Source organism: Actinomadura sp. 9N215, from assembly GCF_044326345.1.
In the GTDB taxonomy this organism is placed as follows: Bacteria; Actinomycetota; Actinomycetes; order Streptosporangiales; family Streptosporangiaceae; genus Spirillospora.
On record NZ_JBIRBA010000005.1, the window covers coordinates 272,982 to 298,646 of the forward strand.

Annotated in this window: 18 protein-coding genes and 1 riboswitch; of the genes, 13 read left to right on the forward strand and 5 right to left on the reverse strand. The window is 73.7% G+C overall.

Annotation, left to right across the window (positions count from 1 at the left end):
* The first annotated feature begins 90 nt into the window (after positions 1–90).
* The gene (locus tag ACH34T_RS11480; protein WP_395992015.1) at positions 91–699 is read left to right on the forward strand and encodes a CDP-alcohol phosphatidyltransferase family protein; all 609 of its coding nucleotides are present in this window, start codon (positions 91–93) and stop codon (positions 697–699) included.
* Positions 696–3,203: a sugar phosphate nucleotidyltransferase gene (locus ACH34T_RS11485; protein WP_395992016.1), complete on the forward strand. Its 2,508-nt coding sequence runs from the start codon at positions 696–698 to the stop codon at positions 3,201–3,203. The genes ACH34T_RS11480 and ACH34T_RS11485 overlap by 4 nt, the downstream gene beginning before the upstream one ends.
* A gap of 16 nt (positions 3,204–3,219) precedes the next feature.
* On the opposite strand, the gene ACH34T_RS11490 is transcribed toward ACH34T_RS11485, so the two are convergent.
* The 3 genes from ACH34T_RS11490 to ACH34T_RS11500 form a co-directional block, all read right to left on the reverse strand.
* Positions 3,220–4,635: an aminotransferase class V-fold PLP-dependent enzyme gene (locus ACH34T_RS11490; RefSeq protein WP_395992017.1), complete on the reverse strand. Its 1,416-nt coding sequence runs from the start codon at positions 4,633–4,635 to the stop codon at positions 3,220–3,222.
* Positions 4,636–4,744: 109 nt separating this feature from the next.
* Entirely contained in the window at positions 4,745–6,367 is a 1,623-nt protein-coding gene (locus ACH34T_RS11495) for an ATP-binding cassette domain-containing protein (protein ID WP_395992018.1), read from the reverse strand.
* A gap of 139 nt (positions 6,368–6,506) precedes the next feature.
* Positions 6,507–7,844 (reverse strand): PLP-dependent aminotransferase family protein, encoded by a 1,338-nt coding sequence (locus ACH34T_RS11500; RefSeq protein WP_395992019.1) that lies wholly within the window; start codon positions 7,842–7,844, stop codon positions 6,507–6,509.
* Positions 7,845–7,937: 93 nt separating this feature from the next.
* Between ACH34T_RS11500 and ACH34T_RS11505 the strand changes: the two genes are divergently transcribed.
* Entirely contained in the window at positions 7,938–8,576 is a 639-nt protein-coding gene (locus tag ACH34T_RS11505) for a LysE family translocator (protein WP_395992020.1), read from the forward strand.
* Between the two features lie 88 nt (positions 8,577–8,664).
* On the opposite strand, the gene ACH34T_RS11510 is transcribed toward ACH34T_RS11505, so the two are convergent.
* On the reverse strand, positions 8,665–10,824 hold the full coding sequence (locus ACH34T_RS11510) for an MMPL family transporter (protein ID WP_395992021.1): 2,160 nt from the start codon (positions 10,822–10,824) through the stop codon (positions 8,665–8,667).
* Positions 10,825–10,968: 144 nt separating this feature from the next.
* Between ACH34T_RS11510 and ACH34T_RS11515 the strand changes: the two genes are divergently transcribed.
* From ACH34T_RS11515 to ACH34T_RS11555, 9 genes are all read left to right on the forward strand, one after another.
* Entirely contained in the window at positions 10,969–11,661 is a 693-nt protein-coding gene (locus ACH34T_RS11515) for a response regulator transcription factor (RefSeq protein ID WP_395992022.1), read from the forward strand.
* Positions 11,661–13,106: a sensor histidine kinase gene (locus ACH34T_RS11520; RefSeq protein ID WP_395992023.1), complete on the forward strand. Its 1,446-nt coding sequence runs from the start codon at positions 11,661–11,663 to the stop codon at positions 13,104–13,106. Before ACH34T_RS11515 ends, ACH34T_RS11520 begins: the two co-directional genes overlap by 1 nt.
* Positions 13,107–13,141: 35 nt before the next feature.
* Entirely contained in the window at positions 13,142–14,041 is a 900-nt protein-coding gene (locus tag ACH34T_RS11525; RefSeq protein ID WP_395992024.1) for a DUF881 domain-containing protein, read from the forward strand.
* 177 nt (positions 14,042–14,218) lie between these two features.
* Positions 14,219–14,551, forward strand: a complete 333-nt coding sequence (locus ACH34T_RS11530; protein WP_132172509.1) for a small basic family protein — start codon at positions 14,219–14,221, stop codon at positions 14,549–14,551.
* On the forward strand, positions 14,548–15,297 hold the full coding sequence (locus tag ACH34T_RS11535; protein ID WP_395992025.1) for a DUF881 domain-containing protein: 750 nt from the start codon (positions 14,548–14,550) through the stop codon (positions 15,295–15,297). The genes ACH34T_RS11530 and ACH34T_RS11535 overlap by 4 nt, the downstream gene beginning before the upstream one ends.
* Before the next feature lie 308 nt (positions 15,298–15,605).
* Positions 15,606–16,136, forward strand: a complete 531-nt coding sequence (locus tag ACH34T_RS11540) for an FHA domain-containing protein (protein ID WP_395992026.1) — start codon at positions 15,606–15,608, stop codon at positions 16,134–16,136.
* 21 nt (positions 16,137–16,157) lie between these two features.
* The gene (locus ACH34T_RS11545) at positions 16,158–16,898 is read left to right on the forward strand and encodes a MerR family transcriptional regulator (RefSeq protein WP_395992027.1); all 741 of its coding nucleotides are present in this window, start codon (positions 16,158–16,160) and stop codon (positions 16,896–16,898) included.
* Positions 16,899–17,040: 142 nt separating this feature from the next.
* The gene (locus ACH34T_RS11550) at positions 17,041–17,511 is read left to right on the forward strand and encodes a bifunctional nuclease family protein (RefSeq protein ID WP_067468341.1); all 471 of its coding nucleotides are present in this window, start codon (positions 17,041–17,043) and stop codon (positions 17,509–17,511) included.
* Positions 17,512–18,051: 540 nt separating this feature from the next.
* Positions 18,052–18,657: a MerR family transcriptional regulator gene (locus ACH34T_RS11555; RefSeq protein ID WP_395992028.1), complete on the forward strand. Its 606-nt coding sequence runs from the start codon at positions 18,052–18,054 to the stop codon at positions 18,655–18,657.
* A gap of 50 nt (positions 18,658–18,707) precedes the next feature.
* Here ACH34T_RS11555 and ACH34T_RS11560 read toward each other — a convergent pair whose 3' ends face one another.
* On the reverse strand, positions 18,708–21,185 hold the full coding sequence (locus ACH34T_RS11560) for a flippase-like domain-containing protein (RefSeq protein WP_395992029.1): 2,478 nt from the start codon (positions 21,183–21,185) through the stop codon (positions 18,708–18,710).
* Positions 21,186–21,450: 265 nt separating this feature from the next.
* A riboswitch (glycine riboswitch) is annotated at positions 21,451–21,545 on the forward strand.
* A 174-nt stretch (positions 21,546–21,719) separates the two neighbouring features.
* Here ACH34T_RS11560 and gcvP point away from each other — a divergent pair.
* A complete protein-coding gene (gene gcvP / locus ACH34T_RS11565) occupies positions 21,720–24,590 on the forward strand; it encodes an aminomethyl-transferring glycine dehydrogenase (protein WP_395992030.1) in 2,871 nt (956 codons plus the stop codon).
* Positions 24,591–25,665 lie beyond the last annotated feature (1,075 nt).

Here is a 25,665-nt window from a genome sequence, read left to right on the forward strand (position 1 = left end):
GACCGTATCCGGACCCGCGACGCCAACGGGGGCTTTCAGAATCCTTACCGGTAGGGTCAGGATCAAGGGACCAGGGAGGCGAGCGCGTCGGTGAGCACAGAGCGGACAGCCCCGCAGGACCGGATCTTCACGGTGCCCAACAGCCTGAGCCTGGCCCGGCTGGTCGGCGTCCCGCTGTTCCTGTGGCTCGTGCTGATCGAGGCGGACTGGTGGGCGCTCGGCCTGCTGGTGTTCGCGGGCCTGTCCGACTGGCTGGACGGCAAACTGGCGCGGGTCCTGAACCAGACCAGCAGGCTCGGGGCGATGCTCGACCCGGCCGCCGACCGGCTCTACATCCTGGCGACGCTCGTCGGGCTCACGATCCGCGACATCATCCCGCTGTGGCTGGTGGTGCTGCTCGTCGCGCGCGAGCTGGCGATCGTGCCGATCGCGCCGATCGTCCGGCGGCTCGGGTACAGCGGGACGCTTCCCGTCCATTTCATCGGCAAGGCGGGCACGCTCTGCCTGCTGTACGCGTTCCCGCTGCTGCTGCTGGGCGACCACGACGGCGCGGCCGCGACGACGGCGAAGGTCGTCGGCTGGTCGTTCGCCGTCTGGGGCGCGGGCCTGTACTGGTGGGCGGCCGTCCTGTACTGGACGCAGACGCGCCAGCTCGTGGTCGAAGGACGGGAGCCCGCCGGACGGGAGCCCGCCGCATGAAGGCCGTCGTGATGGCGGGCGGCGAGGGGACGCGGCTGCGCCCGATGACCGCCAACCAGCCGAAGCCGCTGCTCCCGCTCGTCAACCGGCCGATCATGGAGCATGTGCTGCGGCTGCTGAAGGCGCACGGGTTCACCGAGACCGTCGTCACCGTCCAGTTCCTGGCCGCGCTGATCCGCAACTACTTCGGCGACGGCGAGGAGCTCGGCATGGCGCTGAGCTACGCGACGGAGGAGATCCCGCTCGGCACCGCCGGCAGCGTCAAGAACGCCGAGGAGGCGCTCCGCGACGACCGCTTCCTGGTGATCTCCGGGGACGCGCTCACCGACATCGACCTGACCGACATGGTGCGGTTCCACGAGCGCAACGGCGCGCTCGTCACGATCGGTCTCAAGCGCGTCCCGAACCCGCTCGAATTCGGGATCATCATCGTGGACGACGAGGGCCGCGTGCAGCGGTTCCTGGAGAAGCCGACCTGGGGGCAGGTGTTCTCCGACACCGTCAACACCGGCATCTACGTGATGGAGCCGGAGGTCCTGGAACACGTCGCGGCGGGGGAGCCGGTCGACTGGTCCGGGGACGTGTTCCCCGCGCTGCTCGCCGAGGGCGCCCCGCTGTTCGGGTACGTCGCCGACTGCTACTGGGAGGACGTCGGCACCCACGAGAGCTACCTCAAGGCCCAGGCCGACATGCTGTCCGGGCAGGTCGGCATCGACCTGGACGGCTTCGAGGTCTCACCGGGCGTGTGGGTCGCCGAAGGCGCCGAGGTGGACGCGGAGGCCGTCCTCAAGGGCCCGCTCTACATCGGCGACTACGCCAAGGTCGAGGCGGGCGTCGAGCTGCGCGAGTACACCGTCCTCGGCAGCAACGTGGTGGTGAAGGAGGGCGCGTTCCTGCACCGCGCGATCGTCCACGACAACGTGTTCGTCGCGCCGTCGACGAACCTGCGCGGCTGCGTCGTCGGCAAGAACACCGACATCATGGCGGGCGCCCGCGTCGAGGAGGGCGCGGTCATCGGCGATGAGTGCGTGATCGAGGCGGAGGCGTACGTCTCGTCCGGGGTGAAGGTGTACCCGTTCAAGACGATCGAGGCGGGCGCGGTCGTCAACACCAGCGTGATCTGGGAGTCGCGGGGGCAGCGCAACCTGTTCGGGCCGCGCGGCGTGTCCGGGCTGGTCAACGTCGAGATCACGCCGGAGCTGGCGGTGCGGCTCGCCAGCGCGTACGCGACGACGCTGAAGAAGGGCACGACCGTCGTCACCGGACGGGACGTCTCCCGCGCCGCCCGCACCCTCAAACGCGCCGTGAACAGCGCCCTCACCGCCAGCGCGATCAACGTCAGCGACCTGGAGGCGACGCCGCTGACCGTCGCCCGGTTCGAGACCGGCCGCCGGGACGCCGTCGGCGGCATCTACATCCGCACCACGCTCGGCGACCCGCAGGGCGTCGACATCATCTTCCTCGACCCCGACGGCGCCGACCTGTCGCAGGCCGCGCAGCGCAAGCTGGAGCGCGTCTTCGGGCGGCAGGAGTACCGGCGCGCGTTCCCCGGCGAGATCGCCGAGCTGACCTATCCGCCGCGCGTCGTCGAGACCTACACCCGCGACCTGCTGCGCCGCGTCGACGTCAGCGGGGTGCGCGAGGCCGGGCTGAAGCTCGTCCTGGACTGCGCGGGCGGCGTCGCGTCGCTCGTCCTGCCGAACCTGCTCGGCACCGGGGTGGAGGTCCTCACCCGCAACGCCGGGCTCGACGAGGCCAACCCGACCGAGACGCTCGCCGAGCGGATGCGCGACCTGGAGCGGCTCGGCGAGCTGGTGTCGTCGTCGCGGGCCGCGTTCGGCGTCCGGTTCGACCCGGTCGGGGAGCGGATCTCCCTCGTGGACGAGAACGGCGAGCTGGTCGGCGACGACCGGGCGCTGCTCGTCATGCTGGACCTGGTCGCGGCCGAGCGGGGCGCGCGTCAGGAGCGGGCCCGGGTCGCGCTGCCGGTGACGACGACGCGGGTCGCCGAGCAGGTGTGCCGGTTCCACGGTGTCGAGGTCGAGTGGACGTCGACGTCCCAGGACGTGCTCACCAAGGCCGCCGCGCAGCGCGGCGTGATCTTCGCGGGGGACGGCCGCGGCGGGTTCCTGATGCCCGAGTTCAGCGGCACCGTGGACGGGATCGCGGCGTTCGTCCGCCTCGTCGGCCTGGTCGCCCGCACCCGGTTGACGCTGTCGCAGATCGACCGCCGCATCCCGGACGCGCACCTGCTGCGCCGGTCCGTCCCGACGCCGTGGGCCGCGAAGGGCAGCGTGATGCGGCACGTCGTGGAGGCCGCCGGCGACCGGACGATCGACACCACGGACGGCGTCCGCGTGGTCGAGGACGACGGCCGCTGGGCCCTCGTGCTGCCCGACCCGGCGGAGGCGGTCACGCACCTGTGGGCCGAAGGCCCGGACGCGGACGCGGCCCAGGCGCTCCTGGAGGAATGGGCCGTCGTCGTCGAACGCGCCGGCACCTGAGGTTTCGCGTGGCGCGTCAGCAGCGTTCGCGGGGTTTGAGGCCGGTGGCGTCCGGTTCGCGGTCGGCGTAGGCGGCGCCGAGGAAGCCGACGAGGCGTTCCACGTCCGCGATGTTCGAGACCAGCCCGAGGGACGCGCGGACGGCGCCGCCGCTGGGCAGGCCGAGGACGCCGAGGTAGTCGTCGAGCGTCCGCATCCGCCGGTGCGCGGTGAGGCGCAGCGCCCGCTCGGAGATCTCGAACGCGCCCTCGCCGGCGCCGGGGTTGCAGAAGCAGCCCGTGCGGACGGAGATCCCCGCGGCGGCCGTGTCGCGGGCGATGATCCGCTCGTCGACGATCCCGCCCCGCACGTCGAGGACGTTGAACGCGACCGTGCCGCCGCGCCGGTCCGTGGTCTCCGGCCCGTACAGCCGGATCACGGGGGAGCCGTCGGAGTGCCGCAGGCCAGCCAGCCGCCGCAGGAGCAGGGACGTCAGGCAGCTCACGCGGAGGTGGATCAGGTCCATGCCGATGCCGTCGACCCAGTCGACGCCGAACTCGACGTCCGGGATGGACAGGAAGTTCAGGGTGCCGTCCTCGAACGCCGTCTCGTCGGGCGCGAGGACGTGCCAGCCGCCGAGCGCGCTGACCGCCTGGATCGTCCCGCCCGCGAACCACGGCCGCCGCAGCCGCGCCAGGGCCTCGCGCCGCGCGACCAGGCTGCCGACGCCGGTCGGGTACCCGAACACCTTGTACCAGCTCACGGGGACGAAGTCGGGCCGCGTCCGGCTCAGGTCGAGGCGGTTGGCGGGGACGTACGCGGCCGCGTCCAGCAGCACGTCGTAGCCGTGCGCGTGGGCCTGGTCGATCCACGCCCGCGGATGCTGGACGCCGGTGAAGTTGCTCTGCGCGGGGAAGACGAGCAGGCCCCGGCCGTCCGCGAGCGCGGCGGCGACCTCGTCGCCCGCGACCCGCAGGTCGGGCCCGCGGACGGGAACGTGCACGGTCTCGGCGCCGCGCGCCCGCGCGAACTCGCGGAGCCCGTTCACCGAGTTGTGGTTGTCGCCGGTCAGGACGAGCCGGGCCCCGGGCCCGAACGGGTACGCCTCCCCGACCAGCCGGCACGCGCCGCTCGCGTTCGGCGTGAACACGACCGCGTACTCGTCGGGGGAGGCGTTGAAGAACGCCAGGATCCGCTCCCGCGCCCGCTCGACCAGCACCGTGGACGCGCTCGACGTCGGGTTCTCCGAGTGCGGGTTGCCGTAGCAGCGGCCGGACAGCCGCTCGACGTGCGCCCGGAGCTGGGCCGTGGCGACCACGCCCGACCCGGTGTAGTCGAGGTAGGTCTGGCCGTGCTCGTCCAGGTGGCGGTATTCGGTGGCGCGGAGCTCGTCCAGCCGCCGGGTGTCCGCGTAACCGGCCAGGCCGACGTCGAAATCGGATGAAGCGCTCATCCTGCACCCCCACATGCATAAAGCCGCATCCATAACAGAACGGTCCAAAATCGGGAGTGCAACCGCAAGGGGGTATTCTGGCCGTAATTGGCCGATCACTGCGTGTTTGTCAGGTTCGGCGGGCGAGGACCAGGCACGTCCCCGCGAGGAAGAGCGCCGCGAACCCGGCCAGCACCGCCCAGTCCACGGCCACCGCCCGCGCGAACGTGTCGCCGTACGAGGCGAGCAGCGGCGGGCCCAGCGGCGAACGTCCGGAGCCCCACAGCCGCTCCACGCCGAGGCTGCGGCCCAGCCCCTCGAACGCCCACCGGTTCGACATGGCGTAGCTCAGCCACCGTCCCGGCGCCGCCATCACCGGGACGGGCAGGATCGCGCCCACGAACAGCACCTGCGGGAAGCACAGCATCGGCAGCGCCATCGTCGCCTGCGCCGGGTCGGTCACCGCCGCCGACACCAGAAGGCCCAGCGCCAGCGCGGCCAGCGAGCACAGCAGCAGCGTGACGAACAGCTCCGCGTACGTGCCCCAGCCCATCGCGGGCAGCCGGTCCAGGGCCCGCAGGACGCCGAGCATCAGCGCGTCCACCACGGCCAGCAGCGGCAGGAGAACCGCCACCTTCGCCAGCACGTACGGGCCGACCCGGAGGCCCGTCAGCCGCTCGCGCCGCACCACGGGCAGCTCCGTGCAGATCTGCAGGAGCCCGTACGTCAGCCCGAAGAAGAACCCGCCGAACGCGATCCAGAACAGGATCATCACCGTCGCGCCAGGGCTCGGCGACTCCGGCGCGAACGCGCCCGGACGGAACAGCACCGCGAACATCGCCAGCACCATCACCGGCGACCCGGCCAGCACGGCGAGCGTGAGACGGTTCCGCGACAGCAGGTCGAGGTTCCGGCGGGCCAGCAGCGCCCACTGCCCGAACGCCCCGACGCCCGGGCCCGCCGCCGGCGCGGGGCCCGCCTCGAACCGTCCCTCCCAATTGTGCGGGTCCGCTTCCGCGAGCCGCAGATAGATGTCGTCGATCGCCTCGACCTGGAACTCCTCCCGCGCTTTGTCCGGCTCGCCGTAGAACGCCAGCCGGCCGTCCTGCGTCAGGACCGCCACCCGGTCGCACACCGCGACGTCCGGCGGATGGTGGGTCGTGAGCACGACCGTCGTCCCCGAATCGGCCAGGCCGCGCAGCAGCCGCATCAGGTCGGCCGCGGTGGCCGGGTCGAGGCCCGACGTCGGCTCGTCGAGGAAGAACACGCGGGGACGCGTCAGCAGCTCGACCGCGATGCTGGCCCGCTTGCGCTCGCCGCCGCTCAGCGACCCGACCCGCTGACCGGCGCGTTCGGTGAGCGCCAGCGCGTCCATGACGGCGTCGACCGCCCGCTCCGCGCGCTCCGGCGGCGTCCCGGACGGCAGCCGCAGCCCCGCCGCGTACCGCAGCGTCCGCCGCAGCGGCATCTCCAGATGGACGATGTCGTCCTGCGGCACGTATCCGAACGACCCGGCCTTGAACGACCCGGCGTCCCCGCCGGGGCCGGCCCCGTTGAAGCCGGCCCCGTTGAAGCTGACCTCGCCCTCCGCCGGAGGCCGGACGCCCGCGATCGCGTCCAGCAGCGTCGTCTTGCCCGCCCCGCTCCCCCCGATGATCGCCACCAGCTCGCCGGACCCGATCGTCAGCGACACGTCCCGCAGCGTGCGGCGCCCGCCGCCGGCGCGCTGCCCCACCCCCCGCACCTCGATCATCCGCCTGGCTCCCGCCCGGGCCTCCGCCCCTCGCGCCACGCGCCCGCCGCGCCGGTCACCGCACCCACAAGCCACGATGAACGACCGCACCCCGACAGTCCAGCCACGCACTCCTCACCCGGCCGTGTCGCGAGGGCGGTCAGTCGACGGGCGCGTCCTCGGGGGATCCGGCCGCGATCTCGGCGAGGACGCCGAGGGCCCGCGCGAGCGTCTCCAGCGGCGGCGACGCGAGGCCGACGCGGACGGCGCGGGGCGCGGCGGCCGTCCCGGCGGCGAAGGCGGCGGCGGGCGTGACGGCGATCCCGCGCCGCGCCGCCGCGGCCGTGAAGGTGTCGGCGCGCCACGGGGAAGGCAGCTCCCACCAGCAGAAATAGGAGGCCGGGCCCGGCTCGGCGGCGGCGGGGAGGCGGTCGGCGGCGATCCGGCGGCGGGTCGCGGCGTCCGCGCGCTTGGCGCGGGTCACCGACGCGACGGCGCCGTCGGCGATCCAGCCGGACGCGGCCGCGAGCGCGAACCCGGTCGGCGCCCACGCGCCGGAGCGCAGCGCGGCGGCGACGCGCCCGGCCAGCGCGGCGGGCGGGACGGCGATCCCGACGCTCAGCCCCGGGGCGAGGCGCTTGGACAGGCTGTCGACGAGGATCGTGCGCCGCGTCGCCAGGGACGCCAGCGGCGCGGGACCGTCCTCAAGGAGGAACGCCCACACGCGGTCCTCGATGGCGTAGAGGCCGAGCCGCTCCAGGGTGCCGGCCAGCTCGGCGCGGCGGACCCACGGCATCGTCGTCCCGTACGGGTTGTGCAGCGTGGGCTGCACGTACAGCGCGCCGAGCGGCGCGGCGCGGTGGGCGTCGGCGAGCGCCTCCGGGACCAGCCCGTGCTCGTCGCACGCGATCGCGACGAGCGTCACGCCGAGCCGCGCCGCGATGCCCTTGATCACCGGATAGGTCAGCGCCTCGACCGCGAGCCGCCCGCCCGGCGGCACGAGCGCGGCCACGGCCCCCGCGATCGCCTGCCGCCCGTTCCCCGCGAACAGGATCCCGGCCGGATCGGGCCGCCAGCCGGGCGCGCCGAGCAGCGCGGCCGCCGCTTCGCGGGCCGCCGCCGTGCCCGCGACGCCGGTGGGGGCGAGCGCCGTCCCGAGGACGTCCGGGCGCAGCAGCCGCTCCATCCCGGCCGCCAGCAGCGCGGTCTGCTCGGGCACCGCCGGGTAGCTGAGCTCCAGGTCGACGCGCGCGTCCGCGGGCTCGGCCAGCGCCGGGACGGCCGGACGCCCCGCCGCGCGGACGAACGTCCCCCGCCCCACCTCGCCGACCACGAGACCGCGCCGGCCCAGTTCCCGGTACACGCGGCCCGCCGTCGAGGCCGCGATGCCCCGCTCCCGCGCGAAGGCGCGCTGCGGAGGCAGCCGGTCGCCCGGACGGAGCCGTCCCGAGGCGATGTCGGCGGCCATTTCGTCCGCGACCCGCCGGTAGTCCTCCATTGCACCTCCGATTGCACCGAGATAAATCTCATTATTGCATTGAGATTACTCGGGCATCTAGCATCGGAGCACATCGACGATGTCAGGAGCGCAATGATCTCGTCCAGCGCCATGGCGGCCATCGCGGTCTTCGCCCTCGGGCTCGTGCTCACCCCGGGCCCCAACATGATCTACCTGGTGTCGCGGTCGGTGACGCAGGGCCGCCGCGCCGGAATGATCTCGCTCGCCGGGGTCGCCGCCGGGTTCCTCGTCTACGTCACGGCCGTCACCGCCGGCGTCACCACCGTGTTCACGCTCGTCCCCGAGGTCTACACGGCGATCAAGGCGGCGGGCGCGGCGTACCTGCTGTGGCTCGCCTGGCAGGCGGTGCGGCCGGGCGGGACGACGGCGTTCGCCCCGAAGGACCTGCCCGCCGACCCGCCGCGCCGCCTGTTCGCCATGGGCCTGGTCACCAACCTGCTCAACCCGAAGATCGCGATCCTGTACGTGTCGCTGCTGCCGCAGTTCGCCGACCCGGAGCGCGGCCACGTCGGCGTCCAGCTCGCGCTGCTCAGCCTCACCCAGATCACCATCGCGATCACCGTGAACGCCCTCATCGTGCTCGGCGCGGGCGGCATCGCCGTGTTCCTCGCCCGGCGGCCCGGCTGGCAGCGGGCCCAGCGCTACCTGATGGGCTCGGCGCTCGCCGGGCTCGCCGTCCACCTGGGGCTCACCCGCACCGCCGCCCACTGACCGCCCGCCCCCGCGGGACGGCCGGCGGGGTGGGGCAATGCGGGCGGCCGGCGCGGTCCCCGCCGAGGCAGGGACGTCAGGGGAGCCGTCAGACCGGGACCGGGACGCGCTCCTCTTCCCCCGGCTTCCGGAGGGGCGAAGGACGGACGCGCAGCACGCGCGCCGCCCACCCCGGCAGCCACCAGTTCCACCGGCCGAACATCGCGACCGCCGCCGGGACGAGCAGCGCCCGCACCACGGTCGCGTCCAGCAGGATCCCCAGGCCAAGCCCCGTCGCGAAGATCTTCACCTCGACGACGGGCGCGGCGGCGAGCGACGCGAACGCCAGGAACAGGATCAGCGCCGCGCTGGTCACCAGCCGTCCCGTCCTGCCCATGCCCTCGACGAGGGCGCTCTCGGTGGAGCCGGTGCGGTCGTACTCCTCACGCAGCCGGGCCAGGATGAACACCTCGTAGTCCATCGACAGCCCGTACAGGAACGCGAAGACCATCGCCGGGATGAACGCGGAGACGGACCCGGTCGCGGAGACGTTCCAGATCTGCTCGCTGCCCCGCCCCTCCTGCCACACCAGGACGATCGAGCCGAGCACGGCCGCCAGCGACAGCAGGTTGAACACCACCGCCTTCAGCGCCAGCACCAGCGACCGGAACGCACGGGCCAGCAGGACGAACGTCAGCACGCAGATGATCCCCAGCATGTACGGGAACGTCCCGTACACCTTGTCGATGAAGTCGATCTCGGTCACGGTCCAGCCGCCGACCTGCGCGCCGGGCGGCGCCGCGGCCCGGACGGCCTCGACGGTGTCCTTGCCCGCGTCCGTCCCGCCCTCGTCGGCGGGCAGGACGGTGACCAGCGCGGACCCGTCCCGCCGCCACATCCCGTCATCGGGCGCCAAGACGGCGTGGACGCCGTCCACCCCGCGCAGCGCGGACGCGGCCGCGGCGGGGTCCGTGCCGGGCGGCAGCAGCACGTCCGAGGGGGTCAGCACGCCGGACGGCACCCCGGCGCGCTGCAGCGCGGCCAGCCCCTCGTAGGCCGGGCCCGACTTCGCCAGCGCGCCGCTGTTCGGCTCGCCGAGGTTCATCCCCAGCGCGGTGAGCGCGAGCCCCCCGAGCACGGCCAGCGCCGCAAGGACCGCCGGGATCCGGAACCGGATGACGCGGCGCGTCCACGCCGTCCAGGCCCTGCCGGCGCGCGCGCCGTCGCCGCGCCACCGGGGCGCGACGCGGTCCAGGGCCGGTCCCACCGTGACGAGGATGACCGGGAGCAGCGTCAGCGTCACCAGCGCGCTCACCGCCGGGATGATCATGCCGCCGTAGGCCACGCTGCGCAGGAACTCCACCGGGACCACCACCATGGCGACGAGCCCGATCGCGACGGCCGCGCCGCTGAACACCACCGCGTGCCCGGCCGTGGCCATCGCGCGCCTGGTCGCGTCCTCGGCGGACAGGCCCCGCGCCCGCTCCTCCCGCCACCGCGTCACCAGCAGCAGCGAGTAGTCGATGGCGACGCCGAGCCCGATGAGCGCGATCACGAACTGCACCATGAAGTTCACGTCGGTGACGCCGGTGATGGCGTAGACGAGCCCGAACGAGGTCAGGATCGACACGGCCGCGATGACGAGCGGCACGACCGCCAGCACCGACCCGAACACGAACGCGAGGACGACGAGCGCGCCGAGCCCGCCGATGAGCGTCTCGGTGAGGACGCCCGGCCCCTCGTCGCCCGTCTCGTCCGCCAGCTCGTCGATGCCCGTCACGTGCAGCGTCGATCCGGCGGGCAGCTCGGGCCGCATCGCCTCGGTGAGCGGGCCGATCGAGTCCGGCGCGTCCGCGATCTCGCTCGCGCCCAGTTCCGTGTGCGGGTAGACGATGCCGTACACGGTCCGGCCGTCCTCGCCGATGAAGCGGGTGTCGCCGGTCGAGCCGTACGAGACGACACGCGCGCCGATCCGCTTCCCGGCCGCCGCGAACGCCTTCGCCAGGGCGTCGCGGGCCTGCGGCGCCTCCGCGGACGTCCCGGACGGCAGCGTCACCACCGGGACGAGGGGGTTGTCGTCGCCGCCCGTCCCGTAGGCGCGCACGATCGCCGTGTTGGCGTCCCGTGCCGCCGAGCCCGGCGGCGCGAAGTCCTCGGTGAGACGGTCGGGGACCTGGAGCGCGGCGAACGCGCCCGCGCATGCGGCGGCCAGCCACACGAGGCCGATCAGGAGCCGGTGCCGGAGCACGAATCCAGAGAATCTGTCCATGCGCACTACTGCATCGGCCCGCCCTGCGGCCGCCGTGTGAGCGTTCTTGGGGATCCCTGTGAAACGGTCTTCACAGCGTTCTCTAAGACGTCCCACAGGACGCCCGCAGTGCGCCCGGCCACGGCCACCGGACAGACTGGCCCCGTGACGCCCACCAAGATCCTGGTCGTGGACGACGAGGCGTACCTCGCCGACCTCGTCGCGACCGCGCTGCGCTACGAGGGCTTCGAGACGGCCGTGGCCGGCTCGGGCGCGGAGGCGCTGGCGAGCATCCCGCGCTTCGGCCCCGACCTGATCGTCCTGGACGTGATGCTCCCCGACGGCTCGGGACTCGACGCCTGCGCCCGGCTCCGCCGCGACGGCTGCCAGGCCCCCGTCGTGTTCCTCACCGCCCGCGACGCCACCGAGGACAAGATCAAGGGCCTGACGGTCGGCGGCGACGACTACGTCACCAAGCCGTTCAGCCTGGAGGAGCTGGTCGCCAGGATCCGCGCCGTGCTCCGCCGCACCCGGCCCGCCGGACGGGAGCGCGCCCGGCTGTCGTTCGCCGACCTGGAGCTCGACGAGGACACCTACGAGGTGCGGCGCGGCGGCGTCCTCGTCGACCTCACCCCCACCGAGTTCAAGCTGCTGCGCTACCTGCTCCTCAACTCCGGCCGGGTGCTGACGAAACGGCAGATCCTCGACCACGTGTGGCAGTACGACTTCGGCGGCGGCGACGGCGTCGTCCAGACCTACGTCAGCTACCTGCGCCGCAAGCTCGACGACCGCGACCCGCGCCTCATCCACACCGTCCCGCGCGTCGGGTACATCCTCCGCATGCCCCGGGAGGGCTGATGTCGCTGCGCAGGCGCATCGTGCTGACCCAGCTCGGGCTGCTGGCGCTCGGCCTGCTGATCGCCGGCGCGTCCAGCTTCGCCGCGCTGAACGACTGGAAGAACGACAGCGAGCACCAGCGGATGACCAGCGTGGGACGCGAGGCCGCCGCGCTGTTCGCCGAGAGCGGGCCCGGCGGCGGCTGGTCGCGGCTCGCGGAGTCCACCTCGGAGCTGGACCGGCTGTGGCGCGCGGCCGGCGACGGCGGCGGGCTGCCGCTGTTCCTCCAGGTCCGGCGGCCCGACGGGACGGCGGTGGAGACGGTCTCGTTCGTCGGCGAGCCGCCGCTGCCCGACGACCTCCACCCCGGCGCGACGACGGGCGGCAACCCCGACGGGGAGCGGTTCGTCCGCATGGAGGTCTCCAACGACGGCCCGTTCGGGGAGGACGACCCGGACTGGCTCGTCCGCACCGCCTGGGTGCCCGGCGAGCGGGCCGTCCTCGTCACCGCCATCCGCACCACCGCGCAGGACGAGTTCTTCGGCCGCACCCTCGGCACCATGACCCTCATCACGCTCGCGGTCCTCCTCGGCGTGGGGCTGCTGGTGTGGCGGGCCGTCCGCCGCGCGACCCGCCCGCTGGAGGAGATCGCCGCCACCGCCGCGCGGATCGGCGACGGCGACCTGGCCCGCCGGCTCGCCGTGCACGGCCCGAAGACGGAGGTGGGACGGCTCGCCGAGGCGCTGAACGGCATGCTCGCGCAGATCGAGGCGTCGTTCCGGGAGCGGGAGGCGTCCCGGGACCGGCTGCGCCGCTTCGTCGCCGACGCCTCCCACGAGCTGCGCACCCCGGTCGCGACCGTCCGCGGCTACGCCGAGCTGTTCCGCCGCGGCGCCGCGGACCGCCCCGAGGACCTCGCCAAGGCGATGCGCCGCATCGAGTCGGAGGCCGAGCGGATGGGCCGCCTCGTCGACGAGATGCTGCTGCTCGCCCGGCTGGACCAGGGCCGTCCGCTGGAACGCGAGCCCGTCGACCTGTCCGCCCTCGCCGCCGACGCGGTCGCCGACGCCGCCGTCGTCGACGAGGACCGCCCCCTCACCCTGGAGACGAGCGGCCCCGTCGTCGTCACCGGCGACGCCGAGCGGCTCCGCCAGGTCCTCGACAACCTGCTGGCGAACGTCCGGCGCCACACACCCCCCGCGACGCCGGCGACCGTCCGCGTGTCCGAGCGCGGCGGGCGGGCGGTCCTGGAGGTCGCGGACGAGGGGCCGGGGATCCCGGCGGACGACCGCGCCCGCGTGTTCGAGCGCTTCTACCGGGCCGACGAGTCCCGGTCCCGCGATCGCGGCGGCTCCGGGCTCGGCCTGTCGATCGTCGCGGCCGTCGCCCAGGCGCACGGCGGCCGCGCGTCCGTCGCGGACGCACCCGGCGGCGGCGCCGTGTTCACGATCACGCTGCCGCGCTGACCTGCCTTCCGCCCTGGCTGGGCCATGATGGGCCGGTGATCGCACCACGAGAGGACGGCGACCCGCCGGACGACGAGGGCCGGGGGCGGCCCGACGCGTCCATGTCGCTTCTCGCCGACCTGTTCGCCGGCAAGCTCCTCGATCACGGCTACGCGGAGGCCGCGGCCCGGCGCGCCGCGTCCGGCGACCCCGCCCCGCCCGGGGGACGGCTCCGCGGCGGCGGCGTGCTGCTCGTCCTCGTCCTCGCCGGGACGCTGATCGCCGTCGCCGGAGCGGAGGTGCGCCGGAGCGAGCCCGTGGCCGCCGAGCAGCGCTCCCGGCTCGTCGGCGAGATCCACGCCCGCACCGCCGAGACCGACGGCCTCCAGCACCGCCTCGACCGGCTGCGGGCCGAGACGGAGCGGCGCCGCGCGGCCGCGCTCGCCAGCAGCGAGGCGGGCCGCCGCGCCCGCCGGAACCTCGCCCTCGCGGGCGCCGCCGCGGCCGCCGTGCCCGCAACCGGCGACGCGCTGGTCGTCACGCTGGACGACGCCGCTCCCGGCGGCGGGCGCGACGCCCCGGACGGGCGTCCCGCCGACGCCGCCGCCCGGGTCTATGATCAAGACCTCCAGGTCCTGGTGAACGGGCTCTGGGCGGCGGGCGCCGAGGCCATCGGCGTCAACGGGCAGCGGCTCACCCCGGCGACGGCGATCCGCGCCGCGGGCGAGGCGATCCTGGTCGACTACCGGCCGCTCGGCCGCCCCTACGAGGTGACGGCGCTCGGCGACCCCGGCCGCCTCCGGGACGCGTTCACCGGCTCGGCCGCCGACCGGCGGCTGCGGGCCCTGCACGACCGCTTCGAGATCAGATACGCCGTGCGCCGGTCGTCCGGCGCGCGCCTGCCCGCGGCGGGCGCCGTCAGCCTCCGGTACGCCCGCGAGGGGACCCGCCGGTGAGCGGGGGAGAGGAGACCCGATGACCGGAGCGAAGCGAGGATCATCGGGACTCCCCCCGCGGGGGTCTGGGGGTCGCCCCCCAGAAGGGCAGGGTCCGATGACGGGAGCGGAGCGGGGATCATCGCGCCTCCGGCCCGGGGGTCTGGAGGGCGTCTCCCCGAACGGCAGGGCCCGGCGTTGATCGCGCTGATCGGGCTGGTGATCGGCGTGGCGCTGGGCCTGCTGCTCCAGCCGGACGTCCCGCTCTGGCTGGAGCCGTACCTGCCCATCGCGATCGTCGCGGCGCTCGACGCCATGTTCGGCGGGATCAGGGCCCGGCTGGAGGGCATCTTCGACGAGAAGGTGTTCGTGGTGTCGTTCGTGAGCAACACCGTCATCGCCGCGCTGATCGTCTTCCTCGGCGACAAGCTCGGGGTCGGCTCGCAGCTGTCCACCGGCGTCGTGGTCGTGCTCGGCATCCGGATCTTCTCCAACGCGGCGGGCATCCGCCGGAAGCTGTTCGGCGCATGACCGCCCCCGAGAACGACCCCGCCGGCGAGCGTCCCGCCGACCCCACCGGCGAGCGGCCGCCGGAGCCCCCCGGCCTGCGCGGCCTGGCCGACCTGGTGCGACCGCGAGTCAGCGTGGGCCAGCTGATCGTCGGACTCCTCTGCCTCGTCCTGGGATTCGCGGCCGTCGCCCAGATCCAGTCGAACGAGCGCGACACCACGTTCGCCACCGCGCGGCAGGACGAGCTCGTCGGGATCCTGTCCGATCTGGGCCAGCGGTCCGAGCGCCTGCGCGGCGACCTGCGCGAGCTGGAGGACACCAAGGCCCAGCTCGAACGGGACGCCGAGGGCGGAACCGCCCTGGAGGAGGCGCGCAAGCGGGCGACCACCTATGGCCTCCTCGCCGGCACCCTCCCCGCCGAGGGCCCCGGCATCGAACTGCTGATCGGCGACCCGGGCCGCGGCGTCAAGGCGCTCAACCTCCTCGACGCCCTCCAGGAGCTCCGCGACGCCGGCGCCGAGGTCGTCCAGGTCAACGACGTGCGCGCCGGCGTCGACACCTACTTCCTGGACAGCCGCGACGGCGTCCAGGCCGACGGGAGGCCCCTCGCCGCCCCGTACCGGTTCCTGGCCATCGGCGACCCCCACACGATGACGACCGCGCTGAACATCCCCGGCGGGCTGGTCAAGACGCTGCGGGGGACCGGCGCCACGGTCTCGATCACCCCGCGCGCGAAAATCGCCGTCGACGCGATACGGTCTCCGTAGGGGAGAACGGGGAAGGCGTAAACCGGACGCCGGGCTCGGGCGTCGCGATGGGGGACGTCCGCGCGGCGGCGTAGACCTGCGATCATCAACGAATGTAGTTTGGTCCAGCCGGCTCACCGTTCCAGTTGACCCCTCGGGTAATACCCGCGTAAGTTGCGGCGACCGTCCCGTAAGCGGCCGGTGAGTTGGACCGTGGTCGGGGCGGGTCCCCGGCGTGGGTTGGTTGAAGGATGCGCGTGGCGCAGGCGGCTCCCGTTGCGGCGGGCGCCCGCGGGCGGCACGCCGATGGTAGGAGGCCGAGCCGATCGATGCCGAGCGTCTACTGCACGCAGTGCGGTCACGCCAACCCGGATGATGCCCGCTTCTGCTCGAACTGCGGAACCCCGCTCACCCGGAGCCCGCTGCCTCCCCGGGAGTCGCCCGGCGAGTCCACGTCCACGATCTCCATCGGCGGGTTCGAGGCGCTGGACACCGACGCGGGCGGCGAGGAGCCGTCGCTCGGGCCCGACCAGATGGCCATGGAGGCGCTCCCCCCGGGGACCGCGCTGCTCGTGGTGAAGCGGGGCCCGAACGCCGGCAGCCGCTTCCTGCTCGACCAGGACCGCACGTCCGCGGGCCGGCACCCCGAGAGCCACATCTTCCTCGACGACGTCACCGTGTCCCGCCGGCACGCCGAGTTCGTCCGCCAGGGCGCCGCGTTCTCCGTCCGCGACGTCGGCAGCCTCAACGGCACCTACGTCAACCGGCAGCGGATCGACCAGGCCGGCCTGTCGGGCGGCGACGAGGTGCAGATCGGCAAGTTCCGGCTGGTGTTCCTGACCAACCCGGCGCACGCCTGACGGGCGACGATGGGAGGGGCCATGAACCCGCAGCCAGCCCGGTCCCTGATGACGATCGGGGACGTCCTCGGACTGCTCAGGCCCGAATTCCCCGACATCACCATCTCCAAGATCCGGTTCCTGGAGTCCGAGGGGCTCGTGGAACCGCAGCGCAGCCCGTCCGGGTACCGCAAGTTCGCCGACGCCGACGTGGAGCGGCTCCGCTTCGTCCTCACCGCGCAGCGCGACCACTACCTGCCGCTGCGCGTCATCAGGCAGCACCTCCAGGCCCGCGACCGCGGTGAGAACGTCCCGCCCCTCGGCCCCCAGCATCCTGCGCTTTCAACGGCGGGGGCCCCCGAACCGCGCCGCCCCCGCACCCTCGTCGCCGCCGACACCACCGCCGAGGACCCGGCCGTCCGCCTCACCCGCCGCCAGCTCCTCGACGGCGCCGGCATCGACGAGGCCCTCCTCGCCCGCCTGGAGGAGTACGGCCTCGTCCGCCGCGCCGGCGCCCACTACGAGGGCGACGCCCTGAACATCGCGCGCGCCGCCGCCGCGCTCGGCGAGTACGGCTTCGAGGTCCGCCACCTGCGCGCCGTCAAGGCCGCCGCCGACCGGCAGGCCGGCCTCATCGAGCAGATGGTCGCCCCGCAACTGCGCCGCCGCAGCCGCGGCGCCCACGAGGAGGCAGCCGAGACCGCCCGGGAAATCGCCGCGCTCTCCGTCAAGCTGCACGCCGCGCTGGTCACCGCCGGTCTCCGCGAAAGCCTAGACCGCTGATCATGCGCGCCGCGGAGGATTTTGCCGTACCGACGGCATCACGAGGTGTCCGGAGCGGGGTGTACGTTGGCTACAGGGTTCGGTCACGAATCGATCCGCTGCACGTGGTGATCGAGATAGCGAGAACCAGCAGGGAGCCGCAGTGAAGCAGATGGAGGTCGTCGGCGTCCGGGTCGAGATGCCCTCCAATCAGCCCATCGTCCTGTTGAAGGAGACGGAGGGCGACCGCTACCTGCCCATCTGGATCGGGGCGGTCGAAGCGACCGCGATCGCCTTCGCCCAGCAAGGGGTCCTGCCCGCCCGGCCCCTCACCCACGACCTGTTCCGCGACGTCCTGGACGCCCTCAGCGTCCAGCTCCGCACGGTCAACATCACCGCGCTGCGCGAGGGCATCTTCTTCGCCGACCTCATCTTCTCCAACGGCGTCGAGGTGAGCGCCCGCCCGTCCGACTCCATCGCCCTCGCCCTCCGCACCGGTGCCACCATCTTCGCCAGCGAGGACGTCCTGGAAGAGGCCGGCGTGGCCATCCCGGACGAACAAGAGGACGAGGTGGAGAAGTTCCGCGAGTTCCTCGACACCATCTCCCCGGAAGACTTCGGCCGCGCGGGCTGACAGCGGGCGAGGTGCGTGCGCAAAGCGTGCGCCTTCCGTCCGCAGGGCGAGCCTGCCGGGAACCGGCCTCGCGGCGAGATAGCCTGGGGCCACGATCGCGGGCGAGCAGTGGGGTTTGTTATCCCTGTTCCTGGGGATTCTTGAAGATGAGCTTGATCGCCTGCCGGTGGCTGCCCTGTGCGACCACCTCAGCCACCACCGCAACCCCGCGACAACCTGGGGCGTCGCGATCGCGTCCGAAGGCAGGTTTCGAGCTTGCGAGAAACCTGATCGCGCAGCGAGCCGCCAGGCGAGCCGGAGCGATGCAGCGATCGCACGCGTTTCTCGACGATGGAGGCCCTCCAGGGCCGAAGGAGGAGAGAAATGCAGACAAGCACCGTTTGCCCACGTGAAGCCGGTTCATCCGGGCATGCGACGCGCCGACGGTGAACGTTGACCCCACCCTGACCGGCACCTACCGTGCTGGTGGAACACCCGTGGTGTAATTCGTCAAACCCCCTTGACGAAGCGCCACGGGATGATTTGGAGCCGGAGGTCCGCGTGGCGGTGAGCAGCGGCGAGGGCAAGGCGACCCCCGAGAGGCATATGGCGTCCCAGCGCGCCGGAGAGCAGGGTCTGCTCTTCGACACGCGGGTGTCGGCGCCGCCGGAGGATGTCGGTTACCGCGGCCCGACGGCATGCGCAGCGGCGGGGATCACCTACCGGCAGCTGGACTACTGGGCCAGGACGAAGCTGGTGGAGCCGAGCGTGCGGTCGGCGCACGGGTCGGGGAGCCAGCGGTTGTACAGCTTCCGCGACATCCTCGTCCTGAAGGTCGTGAAGCGGCTCCTCGACACGGGGGTGTCGCTGCAGCAGATACGCACGGCCGTCAGCCATCTGCGTGATCGCGGCGTGCAGGATCTGGCGCAGATCACGTTGATGAGCGACGGCGTCAGCGTGTACGAGTGCACGTCGGCCGACGAGGTCGTCGATCTTCTGCAGGGCGGGCAGGGCGTGTTCGGCATCGCGCTCGGACGGGTGTGGCAGGAGGTGGAGGGCAGCCTCGCGGAACTTCCCGGTGAGCGCGCCGCCGCCGCTGACGACGACGGCTCCGAGCACCTGCACGACGAGCTGGCCAACCGGCGCCGCGCGCGCCGCACGGGATGACGACAGCGCCACCCGGCCACAGCACCACCACCGACCAGAGCGCCCCTTGACTACAGCGCCTCTTTGCGCTGCAGGTAGGTGAACGCCCCCCAGCCCGGCAGGACGGGCAGCCAGAGGGTGAGCAGCCGGTAGAGCAGGACGGCGGACGTCGCCGTCTCCGCGGACAGCCCTGAGATCGTCAACGCCAAGGTGAGGGCGCCTTCGACAGCGCCGAGGCCGCCGGGCGTCGGCGCGGCGGATCCGAGCGCGTTCGCGGTGAGGAAGACCACCACGACGGACGTCAGCGGCAGCGACCCGCCGAACGCGCGGATGGACGCGTCCAGGCACAGCACGAACGCGAGCGTCAGCAGGAGGGTCCCGCCCATGCCGGTGGTGAGTTTCTTCGGGGACTGCAGGACGTCCACCAGGCGGGGCACGACGCCGGAGAACATGCTCTTCAGGCGGGTCGTGACCTCCCGCCGGACGCGCGGCACCGTCAGCGCCAGCCCGGCGAGGAGCCCGAGCGACAGCACGGCGATGACGACCGTGCGGGACGGCGCCAGGTCCTGGGTCGCCTTCGTCGTGGAGCCGGTGAGGAACCCGAAGAGGATCAGCAGCAGGATGTGCGTGACGAGGCCCACCAGCTGCGACGCGCCGACGCTCGCGACGGCCTGGCCCGGGCGCATCCCCCAGCGCTGCAGGTAGCGGGTGTTGACGGCGACCCCGCCGACGGCGGCGGGCGCGACGAGCTTCACGAACGACGCGGCGAGCTGGGCCAGGACGGTGCGCCCGAGCGGCAGCTTCTCTGGGACGAACCCCATCAGCATGAGCGCCGCCGCGACGTAGGTCAGCGCGGCCGCGCCCAGCGCGACCAGCACCCAGTACCAGCTGGCGGTGGCCGTCATCGTCCCGATGTCCAGGCTCGCGACCTGCGGGATGACGATGTACGCCGCGACCGACAGCGCCACGATGCTGAAGATCGTCCGGGGACGGAAACGTTCCAGCCTGGCGGGCGCGACCTCCGTCTCCGGCTTCAGCCGGACGATCTGCTCCCTGATGCGGGTCAGCAGGTCGCGGTCGTTGCGCAGCGCGGCGCGGGTCTCCCGGGACAGCGCCACCCGCTGCAGCAGCGGCACCGCGGCGGCGAGGGCCTCCTCGCCGAGCACGGCCGCGGCGGTGCCGACGGCCCGTTCCGGGCCCGTCCGCAGCGCCAGCGTCGTGAGGAGCTGCGCCAGGTCGAGCCGCAGCGCCAGGTCGCCCGCCGCGATCTCCCCGGCGCGCAGGTCGGTGATGTAGGCACCGCCGTCGTCGCCGATCAGGATCGCGCCGTCCTGGAGCCGCCGGTGCGCCAGCCGTCCCGCCTGGAGGGCGCGGAACTGCCGCCACACGTCCGTCAGCAGGGCGTCGGTGATCTCCTCGTCGGAGAGGTCGGCGAGCCGCCGTCCCGGGACGTGCTCGTACGCGAGCAGCGCCGCCTCAGTGCCGACCTCCGAGGTCCCGACCAGGCGCGGGGTGCGGACGCCCGCCGCGTCCACCGCGTACGCCATCAGCGACTCCTGCTCCAGGGACCGGCGCAGCGAGCGCAGCGCCCGCCCCGTCGTCGTGGCGCGCAGCCGCAGCAGCCGCCACACCCGGTAGGGCAGGCCCGCCGTCTGCTGGTCGCGGTCCAGGACGTGCAGTTCCAGGTCCCAGTCGCCGTGCGCGCCGCGTCCCGCCGGGACGCGGGCGCCGGGCCCGTTCTCCGGACAGGCCGCGAGGACGACCCCGTACCGGCGGGTCTCCTCGGCGCCGTCGTCGGGCTCGTCCAGGCGCGCGGCCCGCTCCGGGCGCAGCCCGAGCCGTTCGAGCGCCGCCACCACCGCCTTCCCCGGCGGGCGCGGGTTCGGGGTGCCGACCGCGTACAGGGTGCCGAGGCCGATCGCGCGCCCGAGGAAGTAGGTGGCGGCCAGCGCGGCGACCGAGGCGTAGGACGCGGTGAGGCCCGTCAGCGCCGCCAGCCCGATCATCGCCCAGGTCGCGGTCTGCCAGCGGGCGCGGCCCGCCATCCCGACCGCGCTGACGAACGCGATCACCGGCGCGATGTCGGTGTGCACCGGCGCGGTCTCCGTGCCGCCCCAGATCAGCGAGTCCAGGACGCCGCCGGGCGCGCCCCGCACCACCAGGTCGTCCAGGCCCACCGTGACCCCGAACGCGATCATGGCGGCGAGCAGGGCGATCGCGACGCGCGTCCCGTCCTTGTGGAACAGCCGCTCGATCCCGAACGCGATCGGGACGGCCAGCACGCCGAAGCTGGACACCAGCGTCGCCAGCGACAGCAGCAGCCGCGGCGCGTGCGCGGCGCCCTCCGCGATGTCGGTGTGCAGGCCGTGCGTCGTCTGCTGCGCGATGGACACCACCAGCATCACCGCCGCGAGCCCCACGACGGACGCCGCGAACCGGAACGCGTCGGCGGGGCGGCGGATCCGGTCGGGCTGGGCGGGCTCGTCGACGGGCACGCCCGCGGGCGCGTCCTGCCGCGGGGGCACCGCGCCGTCGTGGGTCTGCGTCACGCCGTACCGCCGCTCTGCCCATCCGCCATCGCGATCAGCGTCCCAGAACCGGTGGTGCGCCGTCGAACGGCGGGCGCCCGCCGGCGTCGCGCTCTCACCCCGCAGCCCATCTCCGTCCGCGTCGCCCGTGGCCCGTTCCGTCCCAGGTGGGAATGCACATCGTACTGGCTGGTACGGCGCCTGCCCGCGCGGGGACGGGCCTGACGACGATCCGGTGCGATCACGGGATCCGATCTTTGGGTAGGGTTTGTGCAGGACATGCCGTCGACCCTGTGCGGGAGAGATCCCACGCCGCCAGCGTGGGGCGCCGAAGGGGCAACCTCCCCGGAACCTCTCAGGCAAAAGGACCGCTCGGGCGAGGCACCTCTGGAAAGCAGGCGTCGATTCCCGCGTCCCGGGAAGGCGGCTCACCGAAGGGGAAACCCCGCGGCGCGGGTGAAGCTCTCAGGTGCCGATGACAGAGGGGGAGACAGGCCGCCCGGCCCGCGCGCCAGGCGGCCCGCCTGAGCGACCGCAGCAGCCAGGAGGTTCTCCATGACCGCCCAGTTCTTCGCGCCCGTGGCGGCGCCGCAGCATCCGCGCGCCGCGTTCGCCGACCGGCACATCGGCCCGTCGCCCGACGACCAGGCGAGGATGCTCGCCGCCATCGGCTACGCGGGCGTCGAGGCGCTGATCGACGCCGCCGTCCCGGCCGCGATCCGCACGTCCCGGCCCCTGGACCTGCCGCCCGCGCTGAGCGAGACCGCCGCGCTGGACCGCCTCCGCGAGCTCGCCGCCCGCAACACCGTCCGCACGTCCATGATCGGCCTCGGCTACCACGGGACGATCACCCCGGGCGTGATCATGCGGAACGTGCTGGAGAACCCCGGCTGGTACACCGCCTACACCCCGTACCAGCCGGAGATCTCCCAGGGACGCCTTGAGGCGCTGCTGAACTTCCAGACCGTCGTCAGCGACCTGACCGGGCTGCCGGTCGCGAACGCGTCCATGCTGGACGAGGCCACCGCCGCCGCCGAGGGCATGGCCCTCGCCCACCGGGTGACCAAGCGCAAGGAGCCGGGAACGTTCCTTGTGGACGCCGACGTGCTCCCGCAGACGATCGAGGTCGTCCGGACGCGGGCCGTCCCGCTCGGCATCGAGGTGGTCGTCGCCGACCTGTCCGGCGGGCTGCCCGAGGGCGACGTGTTCGGCGTGCTGTTGCAGTACCCGGGCGCATCGGGCGCCGTCCGCGACCTGGAGCCCGTCATCGCGCAGGCGCACGAGCGCGGCGCGCAGGCGGTCGTCGCGGCCGACCTGCTCGCGCTGACGCTGCTGCGCCCGCCGGGCGAGTCCGGCGCCGACATCGCGGTGGGCTCGGCGCAGCGGTTCGGCGTCCCGCTCGGGTTCGGCGGCCCGCATGCCGGCTACATGGCGGTCCGCGAGGGCATCCAGCGGCAGCTCCCCGGACGGCTCGTCGGCGTGTCCGTCGACGCCGACGGTGCGCCCGCCCACCGGCTGGCGCTGCAGACCCGCGAGCAGCACATCCGCCGGGAGAAGGCCACCAGCAACATCTGCACCGCGCAGGTGCTCCTCGCCGTCATGGCGGCCATGTACGCCGTCTACCACGGGCCCGAGGGGCTCGCCGCGATCGCGCAGCGGGCGCACCGCCGCGCCGCCGAGATCGCCGCCGGGCTGCGCGAGGGCGGCGTGGAGGTCGTGCACGGCGCGTTCTTCGACACCGTCCTCGCCCGGGTGCCCGGACGTGCCGCGCAGGTGGCCGAGGCGGCTCTCGAACGCGGCGTCAACCTGCGGCCCGTCGACGCCGACCACGTCGGGATCGCCTGCGACGAGAGGACGCTGCCCGCGCACGTCACCGCCGTCCTGGAGGCGTTCGGCGCCCCCGAGCCCGGCAGGGCGGCTGAGGCGCTGCCCGGCACGCTGCGCCGCGAGAGCCCCTACCTGACCCACCCCGTCTTCCACGCGCACCGCTCCGAGACGGCGATGCTGCGCTACCTGCGCAGGCTCCAGGACAGGGACGTCGCGCTCGACCGCTCGATGATCCCGCTCGGGTCCTGCACGATGAAGCTCAACGCGACCGCCGAGATGGAGCCGATCACCTGGCCGGAGTTCGCGGACATCCACCCGTTCGCGCCCGTCGACCAGGCCGCCGGGTACGTCGAGCTGATCGGTGAGCTGGAGGACGCGCTCGCCGAGATCACCGGATACGCGAAGGTGTCCGTGCAGCCGAACGCGGGCTCCCAGGGGGAGCTGGCCGGGCTGCTGGCGATCCGCGGCTACCACGCGTCGCGCGGGGACGGGCACCGGGACGTGTGCCTGATCCCGTCGTCGGCGCACGGCACGAACGCGGCGAGCGCCGTCATGGCCGGGATGCGCGTCGTCGTCGTGACCTGCGACGACGGCGGCAACGTCGACCTCGACGACCTGCACGCCAAGATCGGCAAGCATGGCGACCGGCTCGCCGCGATCATGGTGACGTACCCGTCCACGCACGGCGTCTTCGAGGAGACGATCACCGACGTATGCGCGGCCGTGCACGACGCGGGCGGGCAGGTGTACGTCGACGGCGCCAACCTCAACGCCCTCGTCGGCCTGGCCCGTCCCGGCGAGTTCGGCTCGGACGTCTCGCACCTCAACCTGCACAAGACGTTCTGCATCCCGCACGGGGGCGGCGGTCCCGGCGTCGGCCCGATCGGCGTCCGCGAGCACCTCGCCCCGTTCCTCCCGAACCACCCGCTGCGCGCCGAAGCCGGGCCGGAGGGCGGCGTCGGGCCGATCTCCGCCGCCCCGTGGGGCTCGGCGGGCATCCTGCCGATCTCCTGGGCGTACATCGCGATGATGGGCCCGGACGGCCTGACCGCCGCCACCGAGGGCGCCATCGTCGCCGCCAACTACCTCGCCGCCCGCCTCGCCCCGCACTATCCGGTCCTCTACACCGGCCGCAACGGCCTCGTCGCGCACGAGTGCATCGCCGACCTCCGCAAGATCACCAAGGAGACCGGGATCACCGCCGAGGACGTCGCCAAGCGCCTCATCGACTACGGCTTCCACGCCCCGACCCTGTCCTTCCCCGTCGCCGGGACCCTGATGATCGAGCCGACCGAGTCCGAGGACCTCGCCGAGCTCGACCGGTTCTGCGACGCCATGATCGAGATCCGCCGGGAGATCCAGCGGGTCGCCGACGGCGGCTACGACCACGAGGACAACCCGCTCAAGAACGCCCCGCACACCGCCGCGAGCCTGATCTCCGACGACTGGAAGCACCCCTACACCCGCGCGGAGGCCGCCTACCCCGTCCCGGCCCTCCGCGAGGACAAGTACTGGCCGCCCGTCCGCCGCATCGACCAGGCCTACGGCGACCGCAACCTCGTCTGCTCCTGCCCGCCCCCCGAGGCTTTCGAAGACTGACCGGGCCTTCGGAGACCGACCGGCGCTTCGGAGACTGACCGGCGGCGTCGCGAGACGCCGCGTCGGGGGGTCGCTAGGCTCTCTCCGGACCCCCGACTCCAGAGGGCAGAGGCTGATGAGTTCCGTGACCGACGACCCGGCGCAGTTGTGCGAGGAGGCGCGGAACCTCGCCGAGAACGGCGAGGCCGGGCGTGCGGCGCTGCTGTTCGAGAGGGTGCTGGAGCTCGGCGAGACGTCCTGGCGGGCGCAGGCCGCGCTCGGGCTTGCGGTCGTCCTCGACGACGCCGGGGACGTGGCGCGTGCCCGGGACGCCGACCGGGCCGCGATCGCCACCGGCGACCCCGAGTACGGCCCGCGCGCCGCCTACCATCTGGCGCTCACGCACGAACGGGCCGGCGAGCACGCGGAGGCGGCGCCCGCGTGGCGGGTCGTGGTCGACTTCGGCAACCCGGCGTACCTGCCGCCCGCGCATCTCGCGCTCGCCCGGATCGCCGACGACGCCGGCGAGTTCGACGACGCGCGCGGCCACTGGGAGGCGGTGATCGCGACGGGCGACGCCGAGTACGGCCCGCCCGCCGCGCACGACCTCGCGCAGCGGCACCTGGAGCGCGGTGAGCCCGCGCGGGCGCAGCGGATCCTCGCCGCCGGGCTCAAGCTGATCGACCGCGGCGCCGCCCCGTACGCGTACGCGCGGCTCGCCGTCGCGCTGGGCATCGCCTACCTCGATCAGGCGATCGGCTCGTTCGGCGCGGCGCTGGGGGAGGAGCCGTCCGACCCGGAGGTCGGGCCGCTGGCGACCGAGCTGCTGGCGCGGACGCTGCCGCTGCGCGGCCGCGCCGGCGAGGCGGCGCAGGTGTGGCGGCGCGGGCTGGCCGACCCGGCGACCGCGGGCCAGGTCAGGGCGCGGCTCCGCCGCGACTTCGGCGAGGACGACGCCGACCCCGCCGACCTGTGGTGGGAGCCCGTCGTCGAGCAGGCCGTGTCGGACGGGACGCTCCCCGCCCTCGCCGGCGAGGTGTTCGGCGCGCTCGACCACATGTACGCGCTGCTCGCCGTCCGGCAGGCCGACGCCGCG